Origin of the sequence: Gordonia sp. KTR9 (genome assembly GCF_000143885.2) — a bacterium.
In the GTDB taxonomy this organism is placed as follows: Bacteria; Actinomycetota; Actinomycetes; order Mycobacteriales; family Mycobacteriaceae; genus Gordonia.
Window position 1 is genome coordinate 38,952 of sequence record NC_018583.1, and the last position, 19,656, is coordinate 58,607.

Annotated in this window: 21 protein-coding genes; 8 read left to right on the forward strand and 13 right to left on the reverse strand. The window is 68.5% G+C overall.

All coding sequences use genetic code 11. The annotated features are described in order from the left end of the window. Positions 1 to 285: 285 nt before the first annotated feature. Complete coding sequence (gene mobF / locus KTR9_RS25745) at positions 286 to 6,486, reverse strand: MobF family relaxase (protein ID WP_144066081.1); 6,201 nt, start codon at positions 6,484 to 6,486, stop codon at positions 286 to 288. A gap of 7 nt (positions 6,487 to 6,493) precedes the next feature. Continuing rightward, entirely contained in the window at positions 6,494 to 6,835 is a 342-nt protein-coding gene (locus tag KTR9_RS25750; protein ID WP_044508718.1) for a hypothetical protein, read from the reverse strand. Between the two features lie 397 nt (positions 6,836 to 7,232). Here KTR9_RS25750 and KTR9_RS25755 point away from each other — a divergent pair, with 397 nt between their 5' ends. The 3 genes from KTR9_RS25755 to KTR9_RS25765 all read left to right on the forward strand — a co-directional run bounded on the left by KTR9_RS25755 (position 7,233) and on the right by KTR9_RS25765 (position 9,147). Then, a complete protein-coding gene (locus KTR9_RS25755; protein WP_148281339.1) occupies positions 7,233 to 7,571 on the forward strand; it encodes a hypothetical protein in 339 nt (112 codons plus the stop codon). 17 nt (positions 7,572 to 7,588) lie between these two features. After that, positions 7,589 to 8,164 (forward strand): hypothetical protein, encoded by a 576-nt coding sequence (locus tag KTR9_RS25760; RefSeq protein ID WP_014928894.1) that lies wholly within the window; start codon positions 7,589 to 7,591, stop codon positions 8,162 to 8,164. Positions 8,165 to 8,262: 98 nt separating this feature from the next. Further along, entirely contained in the window at positions 8,263 to 9,147 is an 885-nt protein-coding gene (locus tag KTR9_RS25765) for a hypothetical protein (RefSeq protein WP_014928895.1), read from the forward strand. 7 nt (positions 9,148 to 9,154) lie between these two features. Here the strand turns inward: KTR9_RS25765 and KTR9_RS25770 are convergent, their stop codons facing one another. The 8 genes from KTR9_RS25770 to KTR9_RS25805 form a co-directional block, all read right to left on the reverse strand. Next, entirely contained in the window at positions 9,155 to 9,748 is a 594-nt protein-coding gene (locus KTR9_RS25770; RefSeq protein WP_144066083.1) for a thermonuclease family protein, read from the reverse strand. A 37-nt stretch (positions 9,749 to 9,785) separates the two neighbouring features. Next, positions 9,786 to 9,995 (reverse strand): hypothetical protein, encoded by a 210-nt coding sequence (locus KTR9_RS25775; protein ID WP_014928897.1) that lies wholly within the window; start codon positions 9,993 to 9,995, stop codon positions 9,786 to 9,788. Between the two features lie 21 nt (positions 9,996 to 10,016). After that, positions 10,017 to 10,583 carry a DnaB-like helicase N-terminal domain-containing protein gene (locus tag KTR9_RS25780; RefSeq protein WP_014928898.1) on the reverse strand — a complete coding sequence of 189 codons (567 nt, stop codon included), beginning with the start codon at positions 10,581 to 10,583 and terminating at the stop codon, positions 10,017 to 10,019. Positions 10,584 to 10,586: 3 nt separating this feature from the next. Next, positions 10,587 to 11,009 carry a hypothetical protein gene (locus KTR9_RS25785; RefSeq protein ID WP_014928899.1) on the reverse strand — a complete coding sequence of 141 codons (423 nt, stop codon included), beginning with the start codon at positions 11,007 to 11,009 and terminating at the stop codon, positions 10,587 to 10,589. Continuing rightward, positions 11,006 to 11,419 (reverse strand): hypothetical protein, encoded by a 414-nt coding sequence (locus KTR9_RS25790; protein ID WP_014928900.1) that lies wholly within the window; start codon positions 11,417 to 11,419, stop codon positions 11,006 to 11,008. Before KTR9_RS25790 ends, KTR9_RS25785 begins: the two co-directional genes overlap by 4 nt. 82 nt (positions 11,420 to 11,501) lie before the next feature. After that, a complete protein-coding gene (nrdH, locus tag KTR9_RS25795; protein WP_014928901.1) occupies positions 11,502 to 11,738 on the reverse strand; it encodes a glutaredoxin-like protein NrdH in 237 nt (78 codons plus the stop codon). A 300-nt stretch (positions 11,739 to 12,038) separates the two neighbouring features. After that, the gene (locus KTR9_RS25800) at positions 12,039 to 12,413 is read right to left on the reverse strand and encodes a helix-turn-helix domain-containing protein (RefSeq protein WP_014928902.1); all 375 of its coding nucleotides are present in this window, start codon (positions 12,411 to 12,413) and stop codon (positions 12,039 to 12,041) included. Then, positions 12,410 to 13,084: a DUF6349 family protein gene (locus tag KTR9_RS25805; RefSeq protein WP_148281340.1), complete on the reverse strand. Its 675-nt coding sequence runs from the start codon at positions 13,082 to 13,084 to the stop codon at positions 12,410 to 12,412. The genes KTR9_RS25800 and KTR9_RS25805 overlap by 4 nt, the downstream gene beginning before the upstream one ends. A gap of 117 nt (positions 13,085 to 13,201) precedes the next feature. Between KTR9_RS25805 and KTR9_RS25810 the strand changes: the two genes are divergently transcribed. The 3 genes from KTR9_RS25810 to KTR9_RS27505 are packed head-to-tail and all read left to right on the forward strand — an operon-like array spanning position 13,202 to position 14,990. Further along, entirely contained in the window at positions 13,202 to 13,456 is a 255-nt protein-coding gene (locus KTR9_RS25810; protein WP_014928904.1) for a hypothetical protein, read from the forward strand. Positions 13,457 to 13,487: 31 nt separating this feature from the next. Continuing rightward, on the forward strand, positions 13,488 to 13,985 hold the full coding sequence (locus KTR9_RS25815) for a hypothetical protein (RefSeq protein WP_014928905.1): 498 nt from the start codon (positions 13,488 to 13,490) through the stop codon (positions 13,983 to 13,985). Positions 13,986 to 14,039: 54 nt separating this feature from the next. Further along, complete coding sequence (locus tag KTR9_RS27505; protein WP_148281341.1) at positions 14,040 to 14,990, forward strand: nuclease-related domain-containing protein; 951 nt, start codon at positions 14,040 to 14,042, stop codon at positions 14,988 to 14,990. A 106-nt stretch (positions 14,991 to 15,096) separates the two neighbouring features. Here KTR9_RS27505 and KTR9_RS25825 read toward each other — a convergent pair whose 3' ends face one another. From KTR9_RS25825 to KTR9_RS25835, 3 genes are all read right to left on the reverse strand, one after another. Further along, a complete protein-coding gene (locus KTR9_RS25825) occupies positions 15,097 to 16,125 on the reverse strand; it encodes a nucleotidyl transferase AbiEii/AbiGii toxin family protein (RefSeq protein ID WP_014928907.1) in 1,029 nt (342 codons plus the stop codon). Next, positions 16,125 to 16,793: a type IV toxin-antitoxin system AbiEi family antitoxin domain-containing protein gene (locus KTR9_RS25830; protein ID WP_044508726.1), complete on the reverse strand. Its 669-nt coding sequence runs from the start codon at positions 16,791 to 16,793 to the stop codon at positions 16,125 to 16,127. The genes KTR9_RS25825 and KTR9_RS25830 overlap by 1 nt, the downstream gene beginning before the upstream one ends. A 114-nt stretch (positions 16,794 to 16,907) precedes the next feature. Further along, entirely contained in the window at positions 16,908 to 18,677 is a 1,770-nt protein-coding gene (locus KTR9_RS25835) for a DNA cytosine methyltransferase (protein ID WP_014928909.1), read from the reverse strand. A gap of 104 nt (positions 18,678 to 18,781) precedes the next feature. On the opposite strand from KTR9_RS25835, the gene KTR9_RS26655 reads away from it, so the two are divergent. Beyond that, complete coding sequence (locus KTR9_RS26655) at positions 18,782 to 19,159, forward strand: hypothetical protein (protein ID WP_049942641.1); 378 nt, start codon at positions 18,782 to 18,784, stop codon at positions 19,157 to 19,159. Between the two features lie 116 nt (positions 19,160 to 19,275). Beyond that, the gene (locus KTR9_RS25845; protein WP_014928911.1) at positions 19,276 to 19,512 is read left to right on the forward strand and encodes a helix-turn-helix domain-containing protein; all 237 of its coding nucleotides are present in this window, start codon (positions 19,276 to 19,278) and stop codon (positions 19,510 to 19,512) included. Positions 19,513 to 19,656 lie beyond the last annotated feature (144 nt).

Here is a 19,656-nt window from a genome sequence, read left to right on the forward strand (position 1 = left end):
GACGAAGTCGATTGCGTTGCTGTGGATTGGGTGGAGGTCGCCACCTCCGCTGATTGGTCGCCGTCGCCGTCGCCGCATCCCGCGAGCGTGACGGCCAAGGCCGCGCTGACACCCAAGGCGGCGAAGAAGCTCCGCCCGGCTCTGATTCGTCTCAGGCCCATAGACAGTGATCCCCCTTATCAACCGTGCCGTTACGCTAGCAAATTCGCACGTTCTCGACGCTCCACGATCGGTCAGTCGGCGGGCGCCGCCTGCCGTGCACAATTTCTTGGGGTTGAGCGAGGGTTAGTCGCCCACACCAGAGTCGTGGCCCCTATCCCTGGCTGGGGGTAGGTCGGGAGCGTGGGGCACGGGCGAGTGGGGTGCTGCTGTGGGGGTTGCTTCGGGGTCTGGCGGGTTGAGGGCAACCCGGATGGCGTCTTCGGCGTCGCGTCGGGCGGCGGGTAGCGCCTGGCGGCGGTCGCGTTCGGCTCGGCCGTGTTCGATCGCTACCGCGGTGGTGTCGCGGTCGTCGAGGGCTTTCTGTCGGAGTTCGCGGGCGCGGTTGTCGGCGTGTTCGGCGGCCGCGAGTTCGCTTGCGAGTGTGCCGGTGTCGGCGGCGCGGGCGGTCAGGTCGTCCCATTGGTATTCGGGGGCGCCGACGTCCCGACGGGTCTGTTCGTGGGCGGCGGCGAAGTACTGGTGCTGACGCTCGGCTGCGGCGACCGCCTCGGCGAGGTGCTGGTGGTGTTGGTCGTGCTCGGCGCGTGCTTTGCGGCCGCGGCCGGCAGGCGGCAGTCCCGCCAGGGCGGCGCGTGCCTCTGTGACGCGGGCGGCGGCGTCAGCGAGAGCGCGTCCGGCGGTGCGGGCTGTGGCGATGCGGTCGACGGTGTCGGCGAGTTCGGCGTGGTCGGCACGCACCCGAGGGGTCTGTTCGGGCGCTGGTCTGCTGGTTTTCAGGTCGTCGACGGCGAGGGTGTGGCGGCGGGTGAGGGTGCGTAGGTGCGCGGTGAGCTGGTCGTCGCTCATTGCGCGGAGCGGGTCCTGGTGGAGCCAGTCACGCAGCTCGGTGTCGGCCGCCGGTTCGGCGACCGCGGTGGCGGTGGCTTCGGCGGCGGGCTGGGTCGCCGACGGCGTAACAGCGTCGGTAGTGGTGACGGGCGCGGTGGCCGTGGTGGGCATGAGGTAGGTGTCGCGGTGGTGGTGAGCGGTGTGGGTGAGGGCGTGGACGTGGTTGAGACGGTTGTCGATTCGGTAGATGCGGGTGGTGAGGTCGGCGCGGCGGGCGCGCAGGTCGGCGAGGTTGAGTTCGTCGAGTTCGCTGGCTTGCAGGCGCATGAGTTCGACGTCGGTGTCGGTGACGCGGACGCCGCCGGATTCGGCGATCGCGGACTCGAGGCGGGCGTTCGCGTCGTTGTAGACGGCGGCGAGGGCGTCGCGGTCGGCGGTCGCGGCGGTGACGCGCCAGTCCAGGGCGGTGGCGTCGGCCTCGGCGCGTAGCGCGGCGAGGTCGGGTGCTTCGTCGTCGCTGAGGGGGTCGAGGTCGGTGGTGTCGGCGGCGCGGAGCTGGGCGGCGGTGCGGCGCAGGGCGGTTGCCTGGTTGGTGAGGTCTTCGATGAGTTGTTCGGCCATCATCAGGTCGTGGTGGTGCCCTGCGGTGTCGGCGGCCGCGGCGAACTGGTGGTCGGCAGCGGCGCGCAACGCCAGGACATGCGGGGCCATGGCCTGCTGGTGGGCGCTGGTGCCGGCGTTGATCGCCTCGCGCAGCTGTGCCATGTCGGTGCCGAGTTCGGCGAGTTGGGCGGTGAGTTCGTAGCGCAGCGCGATGCATTCGGCGAGGTCGGTCGGCGCGGCGAAGCGATCGGGTGCAGCAGCAACAACGTCGGTGGCGAACTCGTCGAAGTCCAGGTCCTCGTAGCGGTCGAGGTCGTCCGGATCGAGGACGTCGACGCCAGTTTCCGGCGGCGGTTCGGTGGCGGTGAGCGCGGCGAGGTAGTCCTCGTGAACGCCGACGTTCTCGTCGAGGTCGTTGCCGGGTTGGCCGGTGAGGGTGTCGGCCCAGGGGTCGGCCAGTCCGGCGGCTTCGGCGGCTGCTTCGGCGGCGGCTTCGTCTTCCGGGGTGGGCGGTGCCGGCGGTAGTGGGGTGGTGTCGGTGGCGTGGCTGCTGTGGGTGACGAGCAGTTCGACTCGCCAGGTGAGCAGGCGGGCGTATTCGTTGAGGTGGACGGTGTGGTCGTCGTCGGTGCCGCTGTGGAGCAGGGTGTCGGCGAGGTCGAGCAGCTCGTGGGGGTTCCACTGGGTGGGGTCGGCGGCGCTGACCGCGGCCACGAGTGCGGGCCAGGCGCGGTCGGTGAGGATCGCTTCGGCGGCCCGGTCCCCGACGATCCCGACGAGAGCGTCGGCCCAGTCGGGGCGCAGGCCGGTGTTGGTGGCTTCGGCCGCGGCGGGAGCCAACTCACGGGACAGGCGCCACCACAGTGCGGCGGCGGGCATTTCGGTGGGCAGCGGGTTGTCGGCGAGGGCGTCGCGGGCCAGAGCATCGACGTCGAGGCCGGCGCGGGCGGCCAGCGACAGGTGGTCGGCGAGTTCGGGCCAGTACGGGTCGGCGAGCAGGTGGGGGTCGAGGTCGCGGGCGAGGTCGGCGTAGCGGGCGGCCTCGGCGGTGGTGGTGACCAGGGCGTCGGCGCGCTCGGTCAGCGCGGCGTGACGCCGCGCCAAGGCGATGGAATTTGGTCGTGGTCCTGCGGGACGCCGGTCGGTGTCGTCGACGCCGCGGGCGGCGCGGAACACGGCGAGTTCGGCGACGAGCTCGCCGCCGCGGTCGGGGTCAGCGAGGAGCAGTGGACGCGCCCACACGGGGGCGGTGGTGGCGTCCCAGGCGTAGGCGCGTTCGGTGACGGCGGCGGCGAGGTCGGTGACGAGGGCGCCGCGGCGGGTGAGGTAGGGCGCCCATTGGGGGTCGTCGAACCCGTCGGGGACCTGCGGCAGCCAGGGCAGGGGTCCGCCGCCTGCGGAGTGTTGCTGGGTGGGGTCCAGGCGCCAGTCGAGCACGGCGGCCGGGTCGGCGGCGGTGGCCAGTTCGCGGTGGATGATCGCTGCTTGCAGCCGCGTGATCGGATCGTCACCGGCCAGCGTCAGCGTGGCGAGGTGGGTGCGCAGGGTGGGCCAGGCTGCGCACGCGGTGAGCGTGCCCGCGGGGGTGCCGGTGTGGGTGCTGTAGAGGGTGTCGGCATCGTGTTCGAGGTTGCGCAGTGCCTTGGCGCCGAGGGTGTGTTCGGCGGCCGAACCGAGGGCGTGGTCGTAGGCGGCCGCGGCCCGGGACAGACGTAGGAACGGGTCGACGGCGTCGCGTTGGGCAGTGGTCGCCGACTGTTGGGTGCCGTCGCGGCCGAGGATCGCGGCCAGGGTTTCCAGCCCGGTTTGGGGGTGGCGGGCCTTGGGGGTGGTGGCGTTGTGCGGGTCGGTTTCGGTGGTGGGCAGATAGATGTGGTTGCCGTGGCGGCCGCGGGTCATCGCGACGTAGAGCAGCTGGCGGTCCAGGGCGTCGGAGCCGATGACGTGGCAGGTGTCGGCGGTCATGCCCTGGGCGGCGTGGATGGTGGAGGCGTAGCCGAGGGTGGTGTTCTCGGCGACGTAGTCAGCGGGTAGCTGCACGTGCCGGTTGAGGTCGAGGTGCTGGGCGGTCAGGGTGCCGTCAGCGCCGATGTGGGTGACCCGCCACCGGTCGCCGTTGCGGACCCAGTCGGTGGCCGACAGGCGCAGATCCCGGCGGTTGCTGCGGGTACTGATGATGTCGCCGACGCTGGCGGCCAACCCATCAGACAGGCGAAGCTCGGGGCCGCGGCGGCGGGGGTCAATGCCGGCGAGACGGTCGGCGCGGGCCCGTTCGTTCAGGGCGTTGACGGTGTCGCGGGTGGCGGCGAGCATGACGGAGTCACGTCCGGCGGCGCGATCGCCCAACCAAGCCAGGTAAGCGTCATCGGCGGCCACGGCGTCAGACTCGACGTGGATGCGCCCGTGGTCGGCGTAGAAACCGAGGGCGGCAGGGTCGCCGTCGCGCAGCGCCAGCGACGCCGCACCCTCGGCGGCGTCGGAGAAACGGACCACCTGGCTCAGGGTGAGCGCACCGGTTTCGTGGGCGACGTCGCGCAGCACACCGCCGGCCGAGATGGAGGCGAGCTGCTGGTCGTCGCCGACCAGCCGCACACTGCCACCGCGGGCGGCCACGCACCGGATCACCTCATCGAGGTCGGCGGTCGAGGCCATTCCGGCCTCGTCGACGACGACGAGGGTGTCGGGTCCGATACTGGTGAACCAGTCCGGCTCCTTGGGTGCGTGATAGCCGGGGTCGGACAGTTTCTGTTGTGCCGCTGCTACCTTCGCCGCGAGTTCAGGGTTGCCCTCTGTGCGTGAGTGCGGCGTCGCGGCCAGGGCGCGGTCACGGCTGGCGTGGGCGAGTTGGACGAGCTTGGCGGCGGTGTCGGTGGTGGTGTCGAGTTCCTCACGCAACACCGCCGCGGCGGCGGCGGTGGGGGCCAGTCCGATGAGGGTTCCGCCACTGTCAGTCCACGCCCGGGCGAGGGTGCGCAGGGCGGTGGTTTTACCGGTACCGGCGGGCGCCAGCACCAGTTGCACGCGACGCCCGGAGGTGGCCAGCTCGCGGACCATGGCGGCCTGGCCGGCGTTGAGTTCGCGGCCGTTGGCGGCTTGCTCGAGCAACGCGATGTCGACGGTCGTGTCGTCGAGGCGGCGGCCGTCGGAGCGCTTGGCGGCGGCCACGATCCGGTGTTCGGCGGCGAGGATGTCGGTGCTGGTGTGCAGTGCGACGTCGTGGCGCACAAACACCGATTCGCCGTTCGCGCGACGCAACACCTCGGGTTCGTTGAGGTCGCCGTCGAGGGCGTCAGAGGACACTGCGACGCTGGTCTCGGCGGCCAGTGCGGTGTCGACGATGCGCTCGATGGCGGCGGCGAGTTCGTCGGTGTCGGTGATGCCGGCGAAGTCGCGGGCACGCAGTTGGCGTTCGGCTTCGGCGCGCAGATGCGGACGCTGCCAGCGGGCGCGGGTGGCCGAGATGGTCTCGATGCACGCACCCGCGAGGTCGGTGCACAACTCGTCGGTGAACTCCGGATGCTCACGGGTGCGGGGGCGTGGATGGGTGGCCTCGTGCACGAGGTCGCTGATCGCGCGATCGCCGCCCAGGATGCGGCGCGCTTGGGCGCGCCACGCCTGGCGTTGCTCGGCATAGGAGCGGGGTTCGTGTTTGGCTTCGCGGGTTTCCAGGGTGGCCTGTTGGGCCAGATCGAATGCCTCACCGGTGGTGGGTTCGCGGCCGTGATCGGTGTGAAACTGCTGCGACAACTCACCGAGACGGTGCTCGATCATCGCGCGCCGCGACGACCACTGCGCCATCAGTTCGGTGTCGACTCCGTCGATTTCGCGGACCGGTCGTTTCCGTGCATCGGTCTGTTGTCGTTCGCTGAACGACACCCCGAGATCGCGCTGGAGGTAGAGCTCGATGCGCGAGTTGTACACCTCCGACGCGGACACGGTGGCCTTGAACAACGGGGTGCCGTCCAGGGCCATCCACCGGGTGATCCCGGCGGCGTCGCGCACCCGCACCTTGTTGGAGATGGCGACGTGGGTGTGTAGGTCCGGGTCCCCGGCGCGGGAGTCGCGGTGGGTGAACGCCGCGGCGATCAGACCGTCGGTGTCGACCTGGGCGATGCCGTCGGTTCCCAACCGCGACAGGCACGCTTCGCGCTCGATGAACGCCAGTGCATCGGCGACCGCCTGACGGTGGGCGGCCTCGATCTTCTCGGCCATCGGCAGCGGCGCGACAGCCCACAACGCCGACACCGATTTCACCGGACTGAACGTCATGTCGTAACCGGCCACCGCCGACTGACGGCGGCGGCTTTCCTGCGCGATGAACCCCGACAGTTCGCGCGAATCCCGCGGCGGGCGACGGTAGGTTTGCGTGAATCGCTCGCGGCCCAACTCGGTGCGCAACGCCGCCCGGGTGTCGTCGTCGATGACCGCATCCCACCGCTCGCCGCGGGCGAGATTGTGGTCGCGGAACACCACCGCGAGTTCCTGTAGGAACTCCGGGAATTCGTTGTAGGCGGCGTAGGCGTTGCCCAGTTTCGTCGCCGCCAACGCCTCGGCCGTTCGGCAGTCCGAGGACGCCACAGCGTGCTGTTCGATCGCGGTGGCGTTGGGGTGGCGACCCTCGCCGAACAAGGCTTTCATCTGCACCGCCGACACCATCGACCCGGCCTCGACGGTGCGCTTGTCGACCAGCTGCTCCGACACTTCCAGCCCGGCCCCGACATCGCTCAATCCGGCCAGCCCAGACCCGATCCACTGGCCCGGGGAATCGCCTTTGGCGCTGTAGTAGTCGGCCAGCGACACCCGGCCCTTGTCGGTGGCATCCATCGCCGCAACGGACTTCGTCAGGTACTCATAGCCGTCGCCGGCGGTGAGCTTGTGGATGGTGGCGGTCACGGCCGAATCACCGTCGGAACGGGCGCAACTCGTTGGTCCGGATCACCGCATGGACGCTCGCGCGGTGCGCCCGGACCAGCTCGGCAATGACTCCGCTGGCGACCTCGTCGCCGCCCTCGATCCGCTCGGCCAGCGTCCCGAGAAGTTCCGCGGTGGCGGTGGGGGAGGCCAGCACCTGGGCCACCGCATCCTGAGCGGTGACCCCGGCCGCGGCGGGCCGGTCGTGGCGGCGGACCCACGCTGCGCGGCGGCACTCATCCGAGCACCAGCGACGCGGCCGACCGCGTCGCGGTGCGCCGTCTCCGGGCAGCACGCCACCGCAGTGATCGCACGCCCCGGCACCGGCCATGGCTGCATTCTGGCACATGAATTTCGTCGGACGAATCCGGAATGCAAGAGGTGTGTGCGAGTTATCTGATTTTGCAGATCGGGGGAGGTGGTGTGGAAAGTGGTGGCGCAGGGGTGTTGGTGCAGGTGAGAAGGCTGAGGGGTGGGACTGGGAACGCGGAAACGGTGGCGAGGTTGAGGGGGAGTGAGGGTGAAACGTGCACCGAGAACGGGCGTGTGGCGGTGGCGAGGGGGCGTTGGCCGGCGTTATCGTGGCTGGTATGCCGTCGAACAATTCAAAACTCACTGCCAGTCAGGCGCGCGCTGCTGCGCGCAAACGAACCCTCGGGGCGTTGGAGACGCGTCGAGCCGAGGAACGCGCGAAACTCGAACGCAGACTCGAAGCTGAGTTGCGGGTGATGGAAGCCAACGAGGCCAACATCGCCGAGTTCCTGCAAGCCGACTCCGAACTCGCCGCTGCCGAAGCGGAACTGCGAGTGATTACCGAACGGTCAGCGAAGGCGAAAGCCACCGCGCTCGCCGCGATCGCCGAGCGGGTAGGAAGTGTTAGTGGCGCCGCCGATCTCGTGGAGATCAGTGCCGCGAAAGCCAAGACGCTGCTGCGCGAGGCGGGCCTGTCCGTCGCGACGAAGAAGGCCACCCCCAGCGCGGAGCCAACACCGAATCCTGTCGCGCCGGACGCGGCCACCGATGAGACCCGCGCTGAGCCATCCGATCCGGCGGTGATGTCGGCCTAGGGCTCTACGGTTCGGCCATGAGTGTCGACCCTGACCACGATCAACTCGGCCTGTTCGCGGTGCCGGCCACCCACCTGGCGGTCGGCACCGCGACTCCGTCGCCGGGTGTGGTCACCGACCCGACGCTGATGCCCGATGCTCGCGCCGAAGAACACTTCTGGCAGCACGTCGTACTCACACCCCGTGGCTGCTGGTACTGGATCGGGGCGATCAGCTCGCCCGACGGGTACGGCCGATTCACCTTCCGGCGGAACAACCGCCAACGAGCGATCAGTGCGCACCGTTTCGCGCTGCTGCTGGTGCACCCCGACCTCGGCGCCGACGCCGCCGACATCGGCGAGCACTACTGCAACGAACCGCTGTGCGTGCGCGTCGATTCCGCACACGTGCGCATCGGCACCCAGACCAACAACCTCACCTACGCCGTCGGCCTCGGCCGCCACCGCGGATCACGACCAACCACCGCCATCGACCGCGCCGCGCGCTCGATCATGCTGCGCACCTACCTACGCGACGGCGGCGACCCCGACCACGCGCATCGGCTGTTCCAGCCCGTACCGTCCGCGGCCGCCGACCAGCTCGGCCTGTTCTGAAACAGACACCCGCCTTGTGTTAGTGCCCGGGCGCTCACGCGAGGGGCACAAACCGCATTGCGGCGTCGTCCCGCCCCAAGGCCCGAAAGAGGACTTCGATGCTCGAACTCGAACCCACAGGCTCGCAGATCGTGAGCGGGCGTTGGCAGTTCAACGCTGCGCGCGTCGGCGCGCTCGTGATCGCGGCTGCGGCGTACGCGGCCGCGTTCGGCGAAGGTATCTCCACAGCGATCGACCGCTACGGGCAAGGCGCGTCCACGCAGCCGTTCTCCTGGTCTGGGGAAGTGCTGGTGTGGTTACGGCTTGTCGTCGCAAGTGGTGCGCTCGTCGGCCTCAGTTGGCTGATCCTTCGCGAACTCACCACGAGGCCGTGGTGGTGGTCGTGGCCGCAGTGGACTCGCCGCCCTCCGCTGTCGCGCTCGACCTACGTGGCGTGCGTGAGCGTGTACGTACTGAGCGTGTATGCCACCCTGGGTCTTCGGTGGCTCGTCGACCTCGCGCTGCCAGCGCTCGCCGTCGACGACACGAGCACAACAGCGCAGCGTCCGTTGGCGGCCGCGGTCATCGCGGGACTGAGGGCCGGGTTCGGTGAGGAGGTGTTCGTTGTCGCGGTGCCGATCGCGGCGCTGGCGATGTGGCTGCCGTCGACTCGTGTGGGCTTGATCGCGGCGTTGTGCGTGCTCGTTCCGATGCGGCTGGCCTATCACGTGTACTACGGGGCCGGCCTCTGGGTGAGCATGGCCCTGTGGGCAGTGGTGTCGGCGTACATGGTCTGGCGATGGCGCGACTACCGGCTCGTGATCGGGTTCGCGTTGGCGCACGCGGCATACAACATCTGCGAGGGCTACGCGTTGGCCTTCTGGGGGTTAGTCAGTGTTGCTGCGGCGGGCGTGGTCGCGCTCGCGCTGACGCATCGGGTCCGCACCGGACGGTGGATCACCATGGCACCGCCGCTGCGGGCGCCCGCCCCTGTGCGCGTCTGAGGTTCGGCTATCGCGGGCACTGGCCCCAGACACCGGCTCGGGCTGCTTGCGCGTCGCGTTGGGCGGCGGCGAGGGCGTCGGCGTGGCGGCCGGGTTGGTGGTTGTAGACGTAGGTGCGTGCCCACCCTTCGGCGACGAGTGTGTGGTTGAGCATCGTGTCGCCGATCCAGACGTAGGCCAGGGCGCGGCCGTAGCGGTCGGTGTGGTCTTGGGTGGGGTCGTACTCGAGGTGCACGGTGGTGCCGGGGGCGGCGAGTGCGCGGGTGCGGTCGCTGGCTTGCGGGCCGCACGGCTGGACCGGGGTATTGGGCTTGCGGACCTCGGGGGTGTCGATGCCGAGTAGCCGCACGGTGAGCGCGGGATCGGTGTCGGTGGAGACGGTGATCGTGTCGCCGTCGATGACTCTGGTGACCACTGCGGGCGTGGTACCGCCTGATGGCCGCGACGGCGCAGCAACAGAGGTCGTCCGCGGCCACAGGTCGCCGGGTGCGGGCAGGGCGTCGACGACGCCGCTGAGGGCCACGAATGCTGCCACGACGAGTGCGGCGAGCAGCGCGAGGCGCAGCACGGTGCGGGAGGCGAGACGGGTGAGGGTGCGCATGGACAAGGGCTCCGAACGAGGCGGGTGCGGGCAGGGGTCAGTCGAACAGCGACATCTGCTGTTCGGCGGCGGCGGCGTCGGTGCGGTCGATGTAGGTCTGGGCCCAGTCCTTGACCACGGCGACGGGTTCATCGAGGGCGGTAGCGACTTGGTCCCAGGTGAGGTTGTCGACGTGGCGCAGGGTGTAGGCGTCGGCGTGGAGCTTGGCGAGGTCGGCGGCCGGGTATCGGATGTCGGTGGTGGGCATGGCGGTGTTCCTTTCGATGTCTTAGTTCGGGCGCAGGTTGGACAGTCGGGTGCGGTGTTCGCGTAGTGCGATGCCGTGGGCGCACATGTAGTCCCACAGTTCGGCTTCGGGGAGGTGGTCGGCGGCGTGGGTGATGCCGTCTCCGGCGGCGCGGTAGCGGCGGCGGTAGGCGTCGGCGACGACCATCGCCGCGTAGTGGCGTGCCTGGATGCCGTCGGCGCCGGCGGAGGTCGCCGCGACGAGCGCCCGGGTGAGGCGCTCGGCGCCGAGGGTGGCCGCGCGTCCTTGGCGACGTAGTTCGTGGGCGACGGTGGTGGCGTCGTGTGCGCGGCGGGTCCCGTCGGCGATGAGGTCGGCGATGATCGTGAACAGTTCGCCGTGGGCGGGCACGTAGAAGTCTTCGGCGCGGACCAGGCCGACGATGTCAGCGAGGTCGTCGTGGTGGGCGGGTGTGGCCCACAGCAGCGCCGAGAGCAACAGGACCTCGGCGTGGCCGGTGTCGCTGGCCCACCCGTGGCCATCAGCGAGCGCCGCGTCGTCGTGAGCGGCGGCGCTCACCGACGGGTCGGGTGGGGTCGCGGCGGGCATGGTTCAGATCACCTGGTGGCGTCGTGTGGTGTCGCCGCGGCCGTCGTAGTCATAGCCGAGGAAGTGGCCGCACTCACGGCGGGCGCGGTCGGCCAGTTCGAGGGCCTGATCGAGCAGGTGGGGAAGCACAGCAATGTCGGCGCGGCGAGTGGACACCTCTGCGAGCGGGAGGCGGGTGAGGTCACCGCCTTCGTAGACGGCGATGACGATCGGGTGAACGGGCGTCCATCGCGGGTTGCTCGGCGCGAAGACACCGGCGCCGTTGTCGGTGAGTGCCTGCCAATCGTTGTCGATCATCACCACGGCGTCGCGCGTGCGGGTGTAGGCGAGGTGCCCGCTGCGCTGCGCACCGAAGGTGGTGCGGGTGAACACCAGCCCGGTGGTGGCCGTGATGTCGGCGAGAGCGGCGTCGAGGGTGTCGCTCATCGGAGACGCCGTTCCGCGCGGGCTTCGAGGGCGGCGAGCATCGCTGTGTCGTCCTGGGCGGCGAGCGCGATCTCTTCGGCGGCTCCGATCTCGCACTCGGGTGCGTGCGGATCGCTGAAGTGTTCCCCGCACCTCTGGCAGCAGTCGGAATGGATGTTGGCCAGGGTGATCTGGATGATGTTGTCGTCGAAGTTGGCCACGTAGGCCAGGCCGTTGGGAACGGCGATCCTGACGACAAGGTCTCCCTCGACGTCGGCGAGCGTGGCCTGCACCTGGGGTGCGGCGGTGTCGGCGGGATCCGCTGCGGCTTGTGTTGCCCACAGTGAGGCGTTGTCGGCGGCGATCGTGAGGCCACCGAAAGTCCACTGGGTGTGGTCGTTGGTGGCGCTGGTGGTGGATGGACGGCTCATCCTGGTTCTCCTTGGTCGGTGTAGTTCGGGGTGGGTGTCGTCGACGGCAAGTGCGACACCCACGTTGCGGGGACTGGTCGGGTCAGGCGGCGGTGGCCAGTGCCTTCACTCGGTCGGGGCGGAATCCGCTCCATGACTGCTGGCCGTCGTCGACGACCACGACGGGGGCCTGCTGGTAGCCCAGGCTCATCACGTAGTCGCGGGCGTCGTCGTCGGCGCTGATATCGACCACCTGATAGGCCAGGCCCTGCTTGTCCAAGGCTTTGTAGGTGGCGTGGCATTGAACGCAAGCGGGCTTTGTGTACACGGTGATGGTCATTTCTGAAACCCTTCTTTGGTGGCTGTTTGCTTTCTTCTACTCTATATCTAAAGGGCTGTATATGCAAGGGCTGCAACGTCTTTCAGTGGTCGAAGAAATGCACCGAGACATGCTGTTAGGGTCCTTTGAATGCCCTCCACCTCACCTATTCCAGGATTCTTTTATACGTTTGGAAATCTCCAGAGAAACACGCACCGAATACCTTCGGAATTGCAGGGGGTTGCGTGACTGCGCCGGTAGGCAAGAGGGCCCTGGCCCTCGGGACGGCTACTGGCGGCGTTGAGAGTGGCGGGGCCGGCGTCAGCGGATGGTGGTGATGAGCGCGCTCGGTGTGGTGTGCAGGGCGCGAGCTATCCGGGTGAGTGTGACCACGGTCGGCGCACGCTCGCCCGCCTCGATGCCGCGCAGGAAGGTCCGGCTGGTGCCGACGGTGCGGGCCAGGGCTTGCTGGCTGATCTTGAGTTCGGTGCGGCGGGCGACGATCGCCGCACCGACGGCGGCCATAACGGCGGTCTCGTCAACGCTGACGGCGGACGGATCGCTCGACATGGATTCGGGCCTCTCGGGGGCGGACGGTGAACGTGTGGTGTCGAGCTTGCCAGAGCCGGGGGAGGGCGAACGCGAGCCGTGCCCGGCAGGCAGGCCGGGCACGGCACCATCGGTGGTGTCGGTCATCGGCCGAGTGTTTCGGCGGCGACGTCGTAGCCTCCCCACAACGACCGGCCCGGCACCGCCCGCCACCCGTGCGGTCCCCGGCGGGTGATCATCGGATAGCCCTGGGGACGGTCGGTGCCGTGCAGTTCGGTGACGGCGGTTTCCCAGTTGCGGCGGGTGCGGCGCTTGGGGCCGTCGTCGTAGGGCGCCGAGGGCACGATCGGGTCGTCGCGCCATCCCGGGAAACAGTGATCCAGGCCCAACAGCGCCGCGTCGGTGTCGTCGTCGACGACCTCGGAGTGCCAGCCGCATCCTCGGCAGAAGCTGCGCGAGACCAGATCACCTACGCACAGGCAGCCGCGGTGCGAGGTCCGGTTGCATCGGAGGTCGGTTTGCAGGGTGATCGGGATGCACGTGTCGGTCGGTTCGCGGCTGCTCGCGTACTCACCGATCGCGACGTGCCAGCCGTGCGAGTCGCGCAAGCAGGCGAGATCAGGCCACGCCTTCCTCCACTGCGCCATCGCGTGCTCGTAGTCGGCAATCGTGGTGCACCGCAACGTATACAAGCGAGGGACACCGGTTGTGCGTTCGGCGTGCGCACGCTCATCGCGTGCCGCCTCGGCGAACATGTCGAGCTGTAGGCCGTGCGAGGACGGCGCGGTCGGCTTCGTCGGGAAAGTGGTTGTGGTCATGACTTGACTGTACCCCATAGGGTGCATATTGTGAACCCTATAAGGTGCATCCCTTCGGTGGGTAAGACGTCAGAAGATGCACCACCACAGCAACATTCGACACAAAGGGAGCCTCGCATGTCGTGGAGCTACAGCAACATCGCGGCCAGCCCGAGCGCACGCGAGATCATCCGCGCTACCAACGTGCTCCAGAGCGGACATTCTGAGCTCGTACCCATCGAGCACGTGCACGCCATGGTCGATCTGACGTGGTCGAGGTGGGCGCTCGGTCTCGCCGAAATCCTCACCACCGGTATCGGGATCGTCCTGGCCGATGACGAGAACCGCGAATGCCTGTTCCTGACCCGCACCCCGATCTACGCCGCCAACTGACGCCCCACGACGCCATCTGAGAGGACACCCCATGACGCGCCGCACATCATCATCCGATCACGACGACATCGACCTGCTCGATCTGCTCGACGGCACCGCTGAGCGCATCGAAGAGCAACGCCGACTCGAGGCCGAAATCGCGACCCTGCGCCAGCTGTGGGAGCAGCGTCGCGCCGGGCGCCCCGACGGCCAACCCGTACCGACCGGTGAGGACTGGTGTGGCCGCTGCGGGCAGAACACCTTCGACTACGGGCTGGTCATCAACCACGACCTGGGCTACCTCGGATGCCCGGTCGAGGTCGACCCCACCTGGTCGAAATACCAGTGCGTCGGCTTCCGAGGCGCCGTGGGCTACCCATCGGGAACACTGACCGTCGAGGACCTCTGCGACCGCTGGGACCGCCAGTTCTTCCCCGACTGCGAATGCGGGCACCCCTGGGGAGTACACACCCACGCCGCCCACCCCACCTGGAGCTTCGCCTGCAACACCTCGTGCGGCTGCCCGATCTACCGGGAGCCGTCCACCTGACTTCTCACCACCAGGTCGCTGCATGCAGAGGACCGCGTCCGCTACGGTACGAACGTGTCGACTCCTTCTGGACAGCCTGGTCAGGCGCCTATCGACGTGCAGATTCTTGCGCAACGGGTCTACGGAAACCCTGGCGAGGGGCTTGTGTCGAATTCAGCGCTGCGGTCCTCGATGGACGAGGAAGCGTTACTCAAAGGCTTGGTCGGCGAGCAGAAGTCGCACGATCTGTTCATCGCGGAGTTGGCACGTTTCCATGCAACAGATGGGGTCCAGATCGTTCACGGTCTCCGATATCCAGGCACCGAGCACGCCGATATCGACCATGCCCTCGTCTGTGGTGATCGGGTGTTTCTGATCGACTCGAAACTGTGGATGCCCGATGACTACCGCTGGTACGGCGACGCCATCCTCGCTGGTCCTGCCAACAACCCGCGCCTGATCCGCAGCAGTTTTGGCGATGCCGTTGCCAAATTCGCGACCATCGTGGCGCCGGCGAAAGTCAACGCAGCAATCCTCGTTCATTCCAGCCGACCCGGGCGCCTCACGGTCGACAACACGCTGGCTGGTCACCACCCACCTATGCGCCTCGCCGCAGACGGTCTCGACGACGTGATCACGTGGCTGGCGGAGGGAATCCCACGAAACGGCAACGCCGTTCACGTCCAGCAGTACCGGCAGTGGCAAACGATCACTATGACGCGCGTCCTCGAGCAGAAGCCGGGGACACCGCAAGCCCACAGGCTCGAACAACACCAGGCCCTCCTGCGAGCACGCGATGAACAGCGCGCGGCCCAGCAGCAACGCCGCGAAGCACGCCAGCAGGTCGCCCAAGACTGGCTGGACAGCCGAAAGTCCAAGAAGCAGAAGAAGAAAGCTGATCTCGCCCGACAACAGCAACAGTTCGAGCAGAAACGCCGGCAACGCCGCCAGGATCAGGTACTCCGCATGCAACACGACGCGCTGAACAAAGAGCGGCCCGGATGGAAACGAAAGTCCTGGTGGTAAGGCCACCACACTGGACTTCCCGAAGCCCTGCGATCCGTCACTAGGTTTGATACGCACGTCGTCGAGCGGCGTTATGCGACTGGACACCCTCGTTCGACGTTCACGGCTACAGCTCGGGCCCGTAGTCGCGGGAGCGTTCCACCCTCGGTGCCGGCGTCCCACTGGATGTCTCGGGTGCGGGTGTGCTCGGCGCCGAGCGTGGGGCGCGAGTGTCGCCGAGCAGTTCTCCGATCGAGCGCGTTCTCTGCGAGGTCCACGCACCGTCGTCGGGGTTCCACTGACCGTTCCCAGTCGCGTCCGTCAGGATCGGTTCGATGAGGCTGTTGGCGGCCGCGAGCGCGGCGTCGGCCTGGTGCAGGTGCGCCGGCAAACCGCTGTGGACGGCGTGCTGGGGGTAGTCACGTTCCCAGGTCGGGTTGGGCAGGACCAACGGCACCGGGATCGTCAGACCGCGGCGGTGTTCTTGGTGGCGGATCGCGGTGTGGAGCTCAGCGTCGAATGACTGGGTGCGGGCGAGGATGACGAGGTCGACCAGATCGTGGGCGCGCGTGGAGGGGGTGTCGCCGTGGGGGCCGTGCAGCTCGTAGAGGGCGGCGACCTTGTCGGCGACCGCTTCGGCGGCGGCTTGCATCCGGATCACGGGCATGGGGTCGAGTTCGTCGAGCGCGAGCACGGGGTGAGGGCTCAACATCTCGGGCGGTAGCAGCATCTCCCGGTGGGTGGCGATGTCGAGTTTGGCGTTGGAGAACCGTTGCCCGGCAATGTTGTAGTGGATACGTCCGGCGAACAAGCCTGGGCTACGGGTCGCGGTGATCCTGACGTCGAACTCGCCGAAATCGCCGGGGCCGGGTTGGGCGGCCTGGCGCAGCGATCGCTGCATGTGTTCGGCGTCGAGGCGGGTGGCCAGGTCGGCGTCGGCGGTCGGGCGGGCTTGGGTCGGTGCCCGGAAGTGCAGGGCGGTGCCGCCGGTGAGAATCCACTGGTCGGCGTCGGGGGAGCGGAACAGCCGGGCAAGGAACAACTGGAGGGTGACGGTTTGGGCGAGCTCGTCGCGGCTGAACCTGTTCGTGCGAGCCTCAGCGGACAGGCGGGCTCTCAGTCCGGCGCGGAAGGCCTCTTCGGACGCATACGGCATCAGCCGACCAGCACCGGTTCGGCCGGCATCTGGGCCTGATCGAGCAGCGAGGCGAACAGCTCGGCGCCCGAGGCGTAGTTCCAGCGCGGCGCGGCCCGGTCACACACTGCGATCAGTTCGTCGGCGTCGACCAGCGACTCGCTCAGGCAGGTGTGCAGCGCGGTCCCGATGTGCCCGCCGTCGCCGTGGGTGACCAGCAGGTCGGCCACGGTACGGGCGGGTGTGGTCACCGGCAGTCCGTCGACGAGGTCCCAGTCGCGGCCGCGGTCACCGATCGGCCGGCGCCAGGTGCGCACCGAGGGATCGCGAACGTTGATCCGGTGCGGGCTGCTCAGCTCGAGCCCGGATGCGGTGACCGTGCCCAGCCGAAGCACTTGGGCGGCAGCGGCATGGCTCACCACGCTGTCGGGGTGGGCGCGGCGGTCCTCGACGTCGGCGGCGGGGTGCAGCGCCAGCCACTGTGCCGCCCAGTCGCCGACCGTGGTCCAGGCCGAGGATTCGGGGAGTTCGTAGACGCCGTGATGCACCCGGACGATTTCCTCGCGCTCGGCGAGCCGGGCGAGTACGTAGGGGGCGACGCCGAGGTGGCGGGCTTGGGCGGTGGTGAACAGGCCGAACTGGCGATCCGCCAGGTCGCGGATCGCGCCCCACCGGCCAGCGTCGATCATGCAGCAATAATAGCAATCGGTGTGGTGGGTGACCGGCACGAGAACCGCTCCTCTTCTGCTGGGGTGTGGGTCTGTCCGGCCCGGCGTGGCTGGTGTCGCCGGGGCCGGTGATGGTTACGCGCCTCGGGGGTGCAGGACCTCGCGGAGTCGGGTGCCGATCCACAGGGGGACTGGTGGGGTGACGGCGTTGCCGTAGCCGTCGATCTGGTCACGGCCTTTTCCCCAGACGGTGAAGGTGCCTTTGTGGTCGCCGAAGTCGGGGTCGAATCCGCATCCGCGGCCGACCTCGTGGGGGGTCATCATGCGGAAGAAGCACTCTTCGAGGGAGATCTCGGCGAGGGCGTCGCGCCAGTGGGCGGCGAGTAGGGCGGTGGTGTCGCGGCTGGTCATGGTGCCCAGGGGATCGGTGAGCGGGTGCGGGGCGGTCTCGGTTCCGGTGCTGCCGTTCTGTTTGAACCAGCCTGCGAGTAGGGCGGGGTCACCGGCGGCGGTGAGCAGGCCGGGGGTCTGCTCGGCGGTGACGGTCGGCATGGCCTGGGCGTGGCTGGCCGGGGTGGTGTGTTTGCGGAAGGGCACCACACCTGAGGACAGGATGCTCAGGGTTTCCGATCCGCCCTGGGTGGGCAGGGCCTCGTTGATGCCGCGTGGTGCGCCTTGGAAGTTGTTGATGGCCATCGCGATCGGGGGAGTGATCAGGCCGGTGGTGTTGGTGGCGGGCTGGGTCCACAGCGGCTGACCGAGGGTCCTGGCCCGGCACGAGGACCCGGGACGCTCGAAGGTGTTTCCGGCGGCGACCATGATCGCGCCGGTACTGAGCAGCGCGGTCTCTTGTTGCGAGGTTTGCGTCGACATCGGTTGCAGCGGGTGGCGTTCCACTCCGCGTTGGGCCTTGGCCGGCATCAGCACGGCGGGGAACTCGGCGAACTTCTGGCGGCAGCGTTCGGCGCGGGCCATGGTCGCCGGGGCCAGCGGTTTGGCCCGATCGCCGATACGAGTTCCCAGGTGGGTCAGGTCCAGGGCGGTCAGCGATGGCGTGGTGGTGGGGGAGACCTCGCCGAAGCAGCGCGGGCACCGGTAGTTGTACTGCTTGCCGTAGCGCACCGATCCGCTGGCGGGCACGCCGGTCTTCCACGCCCACATCGCCTCGACGGCCTCATCGCAGGGGCCGCACCACGCCTGCGGGCGGTGGTCGAGGTCGGGGGCGGGCAGTGTGCGGTCCCAGAACACGATGTAGAGCCGGTCCCGGCTCTGGGGGACGCCGAAGAACATCGAGTTGAGGTAGAGCACCTTGTGCTCGTAGCCGAGCTTGGTGATCTCGCGCAGCCACCACCGATACGTCGAGCCGTCGCCGACCTTGCGTCGGCCGGGGACCGCTGGACCCCAGGACTGCAACTCGGTGGTGCATTCGACCAGGATGAGCAGGGGGTGGTGCTGGTCGGCGTAGTGCAGCACGCAGTTGGCCGTTGCGCGGTCCCGCTCGGAACGTGTGGCGCGTTCCTCGAACTCGGGGTCGTCGAGGTCGAACAACGTCAGGCCCTGCGCGTAGGCGCGTTGGGTGTTGGCCTGGGAATGGTTGGTGCAGGTCACCCCGGCGACCAGCAGATCGGCCGCCGGGAGTTCGCGCACCGAGTGGTAGGTGTCGGAGTCGGTGTTGATCAGATCAGCGATCCAGTGCTCGACGTGCGGGTGGTTGGCCTCGTGCACCTCGACCTTGTAGCGGTTGTGGTTGGCCCCGACGATCGTGTCGAAGCCTGCGGCCTCGATGCCCTGGGTGAATCCGCCGAATCCCGAGAACAAGTCCAGCGCAGTCGGGTTGTCGTGGCGAAACCGTCTGCGACGCAGCGCCGGTCGATGTTCGGCTGTCTTCGAGATGATGTGACCCATGGTCCTGGCCCTTTCCTCAACACTCCCTAAGTGGTTGCCTATAGACTACCATTAGCGGTAGTCTATAGGCAACCAGTAGTCAGGGTCGATAGAAGGAGAGAGTCATGGTCGTCACCACCGAAAGCACCTCTGCGGCAACGGCGATGAGTGCGTACTCACGCGCTATCGCGGCCTGTATCGAGCGGTGGCGTCGAGCCGCCGACAGCGCATCGGGCGGCGATGCTGAACACGAGGCGGCTGCTGCACTGGTCGCGCTCGTGGAGCAGGCCATGCCCGAGCTGGCGCGCACCGAAGTTGTCGAACGGTCGTATCTGGTGCGCAGGGTGCAGCGCTACGTCGGGCCGCTCCCACAGGAGTGGGACACGATGGACGATGCCGACCGTGACCAGTTCGTCTGTGATCACTGGCTTGCAGTTGAGGAGTCCCACGAGCTCGTCGACGAAGACGACCTGACCCTGACCATCCTGGGCGGTCCTCAGTGACGGTGAGTCCAGCGGCGCCGCCCGCTCCAGGGGACGGGATACCGGCGAGGCCGCCGGTAGGCTCAGCAGCACCAGGCGTGCCCATCGAGCGGGCGGACGACAGGAGAGGACCCCTCATGGCCGTCGACATCGACGAACCCGCGTTGCTGCGCGCACTCGGAGAGGCGATCACGGCCCGGCGTGAGGAACTCGGACTCAGTCAGCGCGCCCTGGGCCTGGAAGCCGGTGTCGAGCGGAACATGCTGCGCGGGGTGGAAGACGGGTCGCGCCGCGCGACGATCATCACTCTGGCACGTATCGCCGAAGCGCTGAAAGTGCCGGTCTCGCAGCTACTGCACCAGATCGGGCACTGACTTTCCGCTATGGGGCGGTCAATGCCTGTGCTTGGTCAGCAATCGCGGGCAGGGTGCGTGGGTGAGCCTGCGTCCATGCGGTTTTCAGTCGGGATGACTCGCCAGGTGTGAGTGGACGGCCGATCACACTGGCAGTGATCGTTG

Bases quoted from the DNA above. Each gene is read 5' to 3' on its own strand.
- KTR9_RS25845 (WP_014928911.1), top strand. From the start codon at position 19,276: ATGGCCGTCGACATCGACGAACCCGCGTTGCTGCGCGCACTCGGAGAG.
- KTR9_RS25755 (WP_148281339.1), top strand. From the start codon at position 7,233: ATGGAAGCCAACGAGGCCAACATCGCCGAGTTCCTGCAAGCCGACTCC.
- KTR9_RS26655 (WP_049942641.1), top strand. From the start codon at position 18,782: ATGGTCGTCACCACCGAAAGCACCTCTGCGGCAACGGCGATGAGTGCG.
- KTR9_RS25750 (WP_044508718.1), bottom strand. From the start codon at position 6,835: ATGGCCGGTGCCGGGGCGTGCGATCACTGCGGTGGCGTGCTGCCCGGA.
- KTR9_RS25810 (WP_014928904.1), top strand. From the start codon at position 13,202: ATGTCGTGGAGCTACAGCAACATCGCGGCCAGCCCGAGCGCACGCGAG.
- KTR9_RS25780 (WP_014928898.1), bottom strand. From the start codon at position 10,583: ATGCCCGCCGCGACCCCACCCGACCCGTCGGTGAGCGCCGCCGCTCAC.
- KTR9_RS25775 (WP_014928897.1), bottom strand. From the start codon at position 9,995: ATGCCCACCACCGACATCCGATACCCGGCCGCCGACCTCGCCAAGCTC.
- KTR9_RS25825 (WP_014928907.1), bottom strand. From the start codon at position 16,125: ATGCCGTATGCGTCCGAAGAGGCCTTCCGCGCCGGACTGAGAGCCCGC.
- KTR9_RS25765 (WP_014928895.1), top strand. From the start codon at position 8,263: ATGCTCGAACTCGAACCCACAGGCTCGCAGATCGTGAGCGGGCGTTGG.
- KTR9_RS25770 (WP_144066083.1), bottom strand. From the start codon at position 9,748: ATGCGCACCCTCACCCGTCTCGCCTCCCGCACCGTGCTGCGCCTCGCG.
- KTR9_RS25805 (WP_148281340.1), bottom strand. From the start codon at position 13,084: ATGACCACAACCACTTTCCCGACGAAGCCGACCGCGCCGTCCTCGCAC.
- KTR9_RS25785 (WP_014928899.1), bottom strand. From the start codon at position 11,009: ATGAGCGACACCCTCGACGCCGCTCTCGCCGACATCACGGCCACCACC.
- nrdH (WP_014928901.1), bottom strand. From the start codon at position 11,738: ATGACCATCACCGTGTACACAAAGCCCGCTTGCGTTCAATGCCACGCC.
- KTR9_RS25835 (WP_014928909.1), bottom strand. From the start codon at position 18,677: ATGGGTCACATCATCTCGAAGACAGCCGAACATCGACCGGCGCTGCGT.
- KTR9_RS25760 (WP_014928894.1), top strand. From the start codon at position 7,589: ATGAGTGTCGACCCTGACCACGATCAACTCGGCCTGTTCGCGGTGCCG.
- KTR9_RS25800 (WP_014928902.1), bottom strand. From the start codon at position 12,413: ATGACCGACACCACCGATGGTGCCGTGCCCGGCCTGCCTGCCGGGCAC.
- KTR9_RS25830 (WP_044508726.1), bottom strand. From the start codon at position 16,793: ATGATCGACGCTGGCCGGTGGGGCGCGATCCGCGACCTGGCGGATCGC.
- KTR9_RS25790 (WP_014928900.1), bottom strand. From the start codon at position 11,419: ATGAGCCGTCCATCCACCACCAGCGCCACCAACGACCACACCCAGTGG.
- KTR9_RS25815 (WP_014928905.1), top strand. From the start codon at position 13,488: ATGACGCGCCGCACATCATCATCCGATCACGACGACATCGACCTGCTC.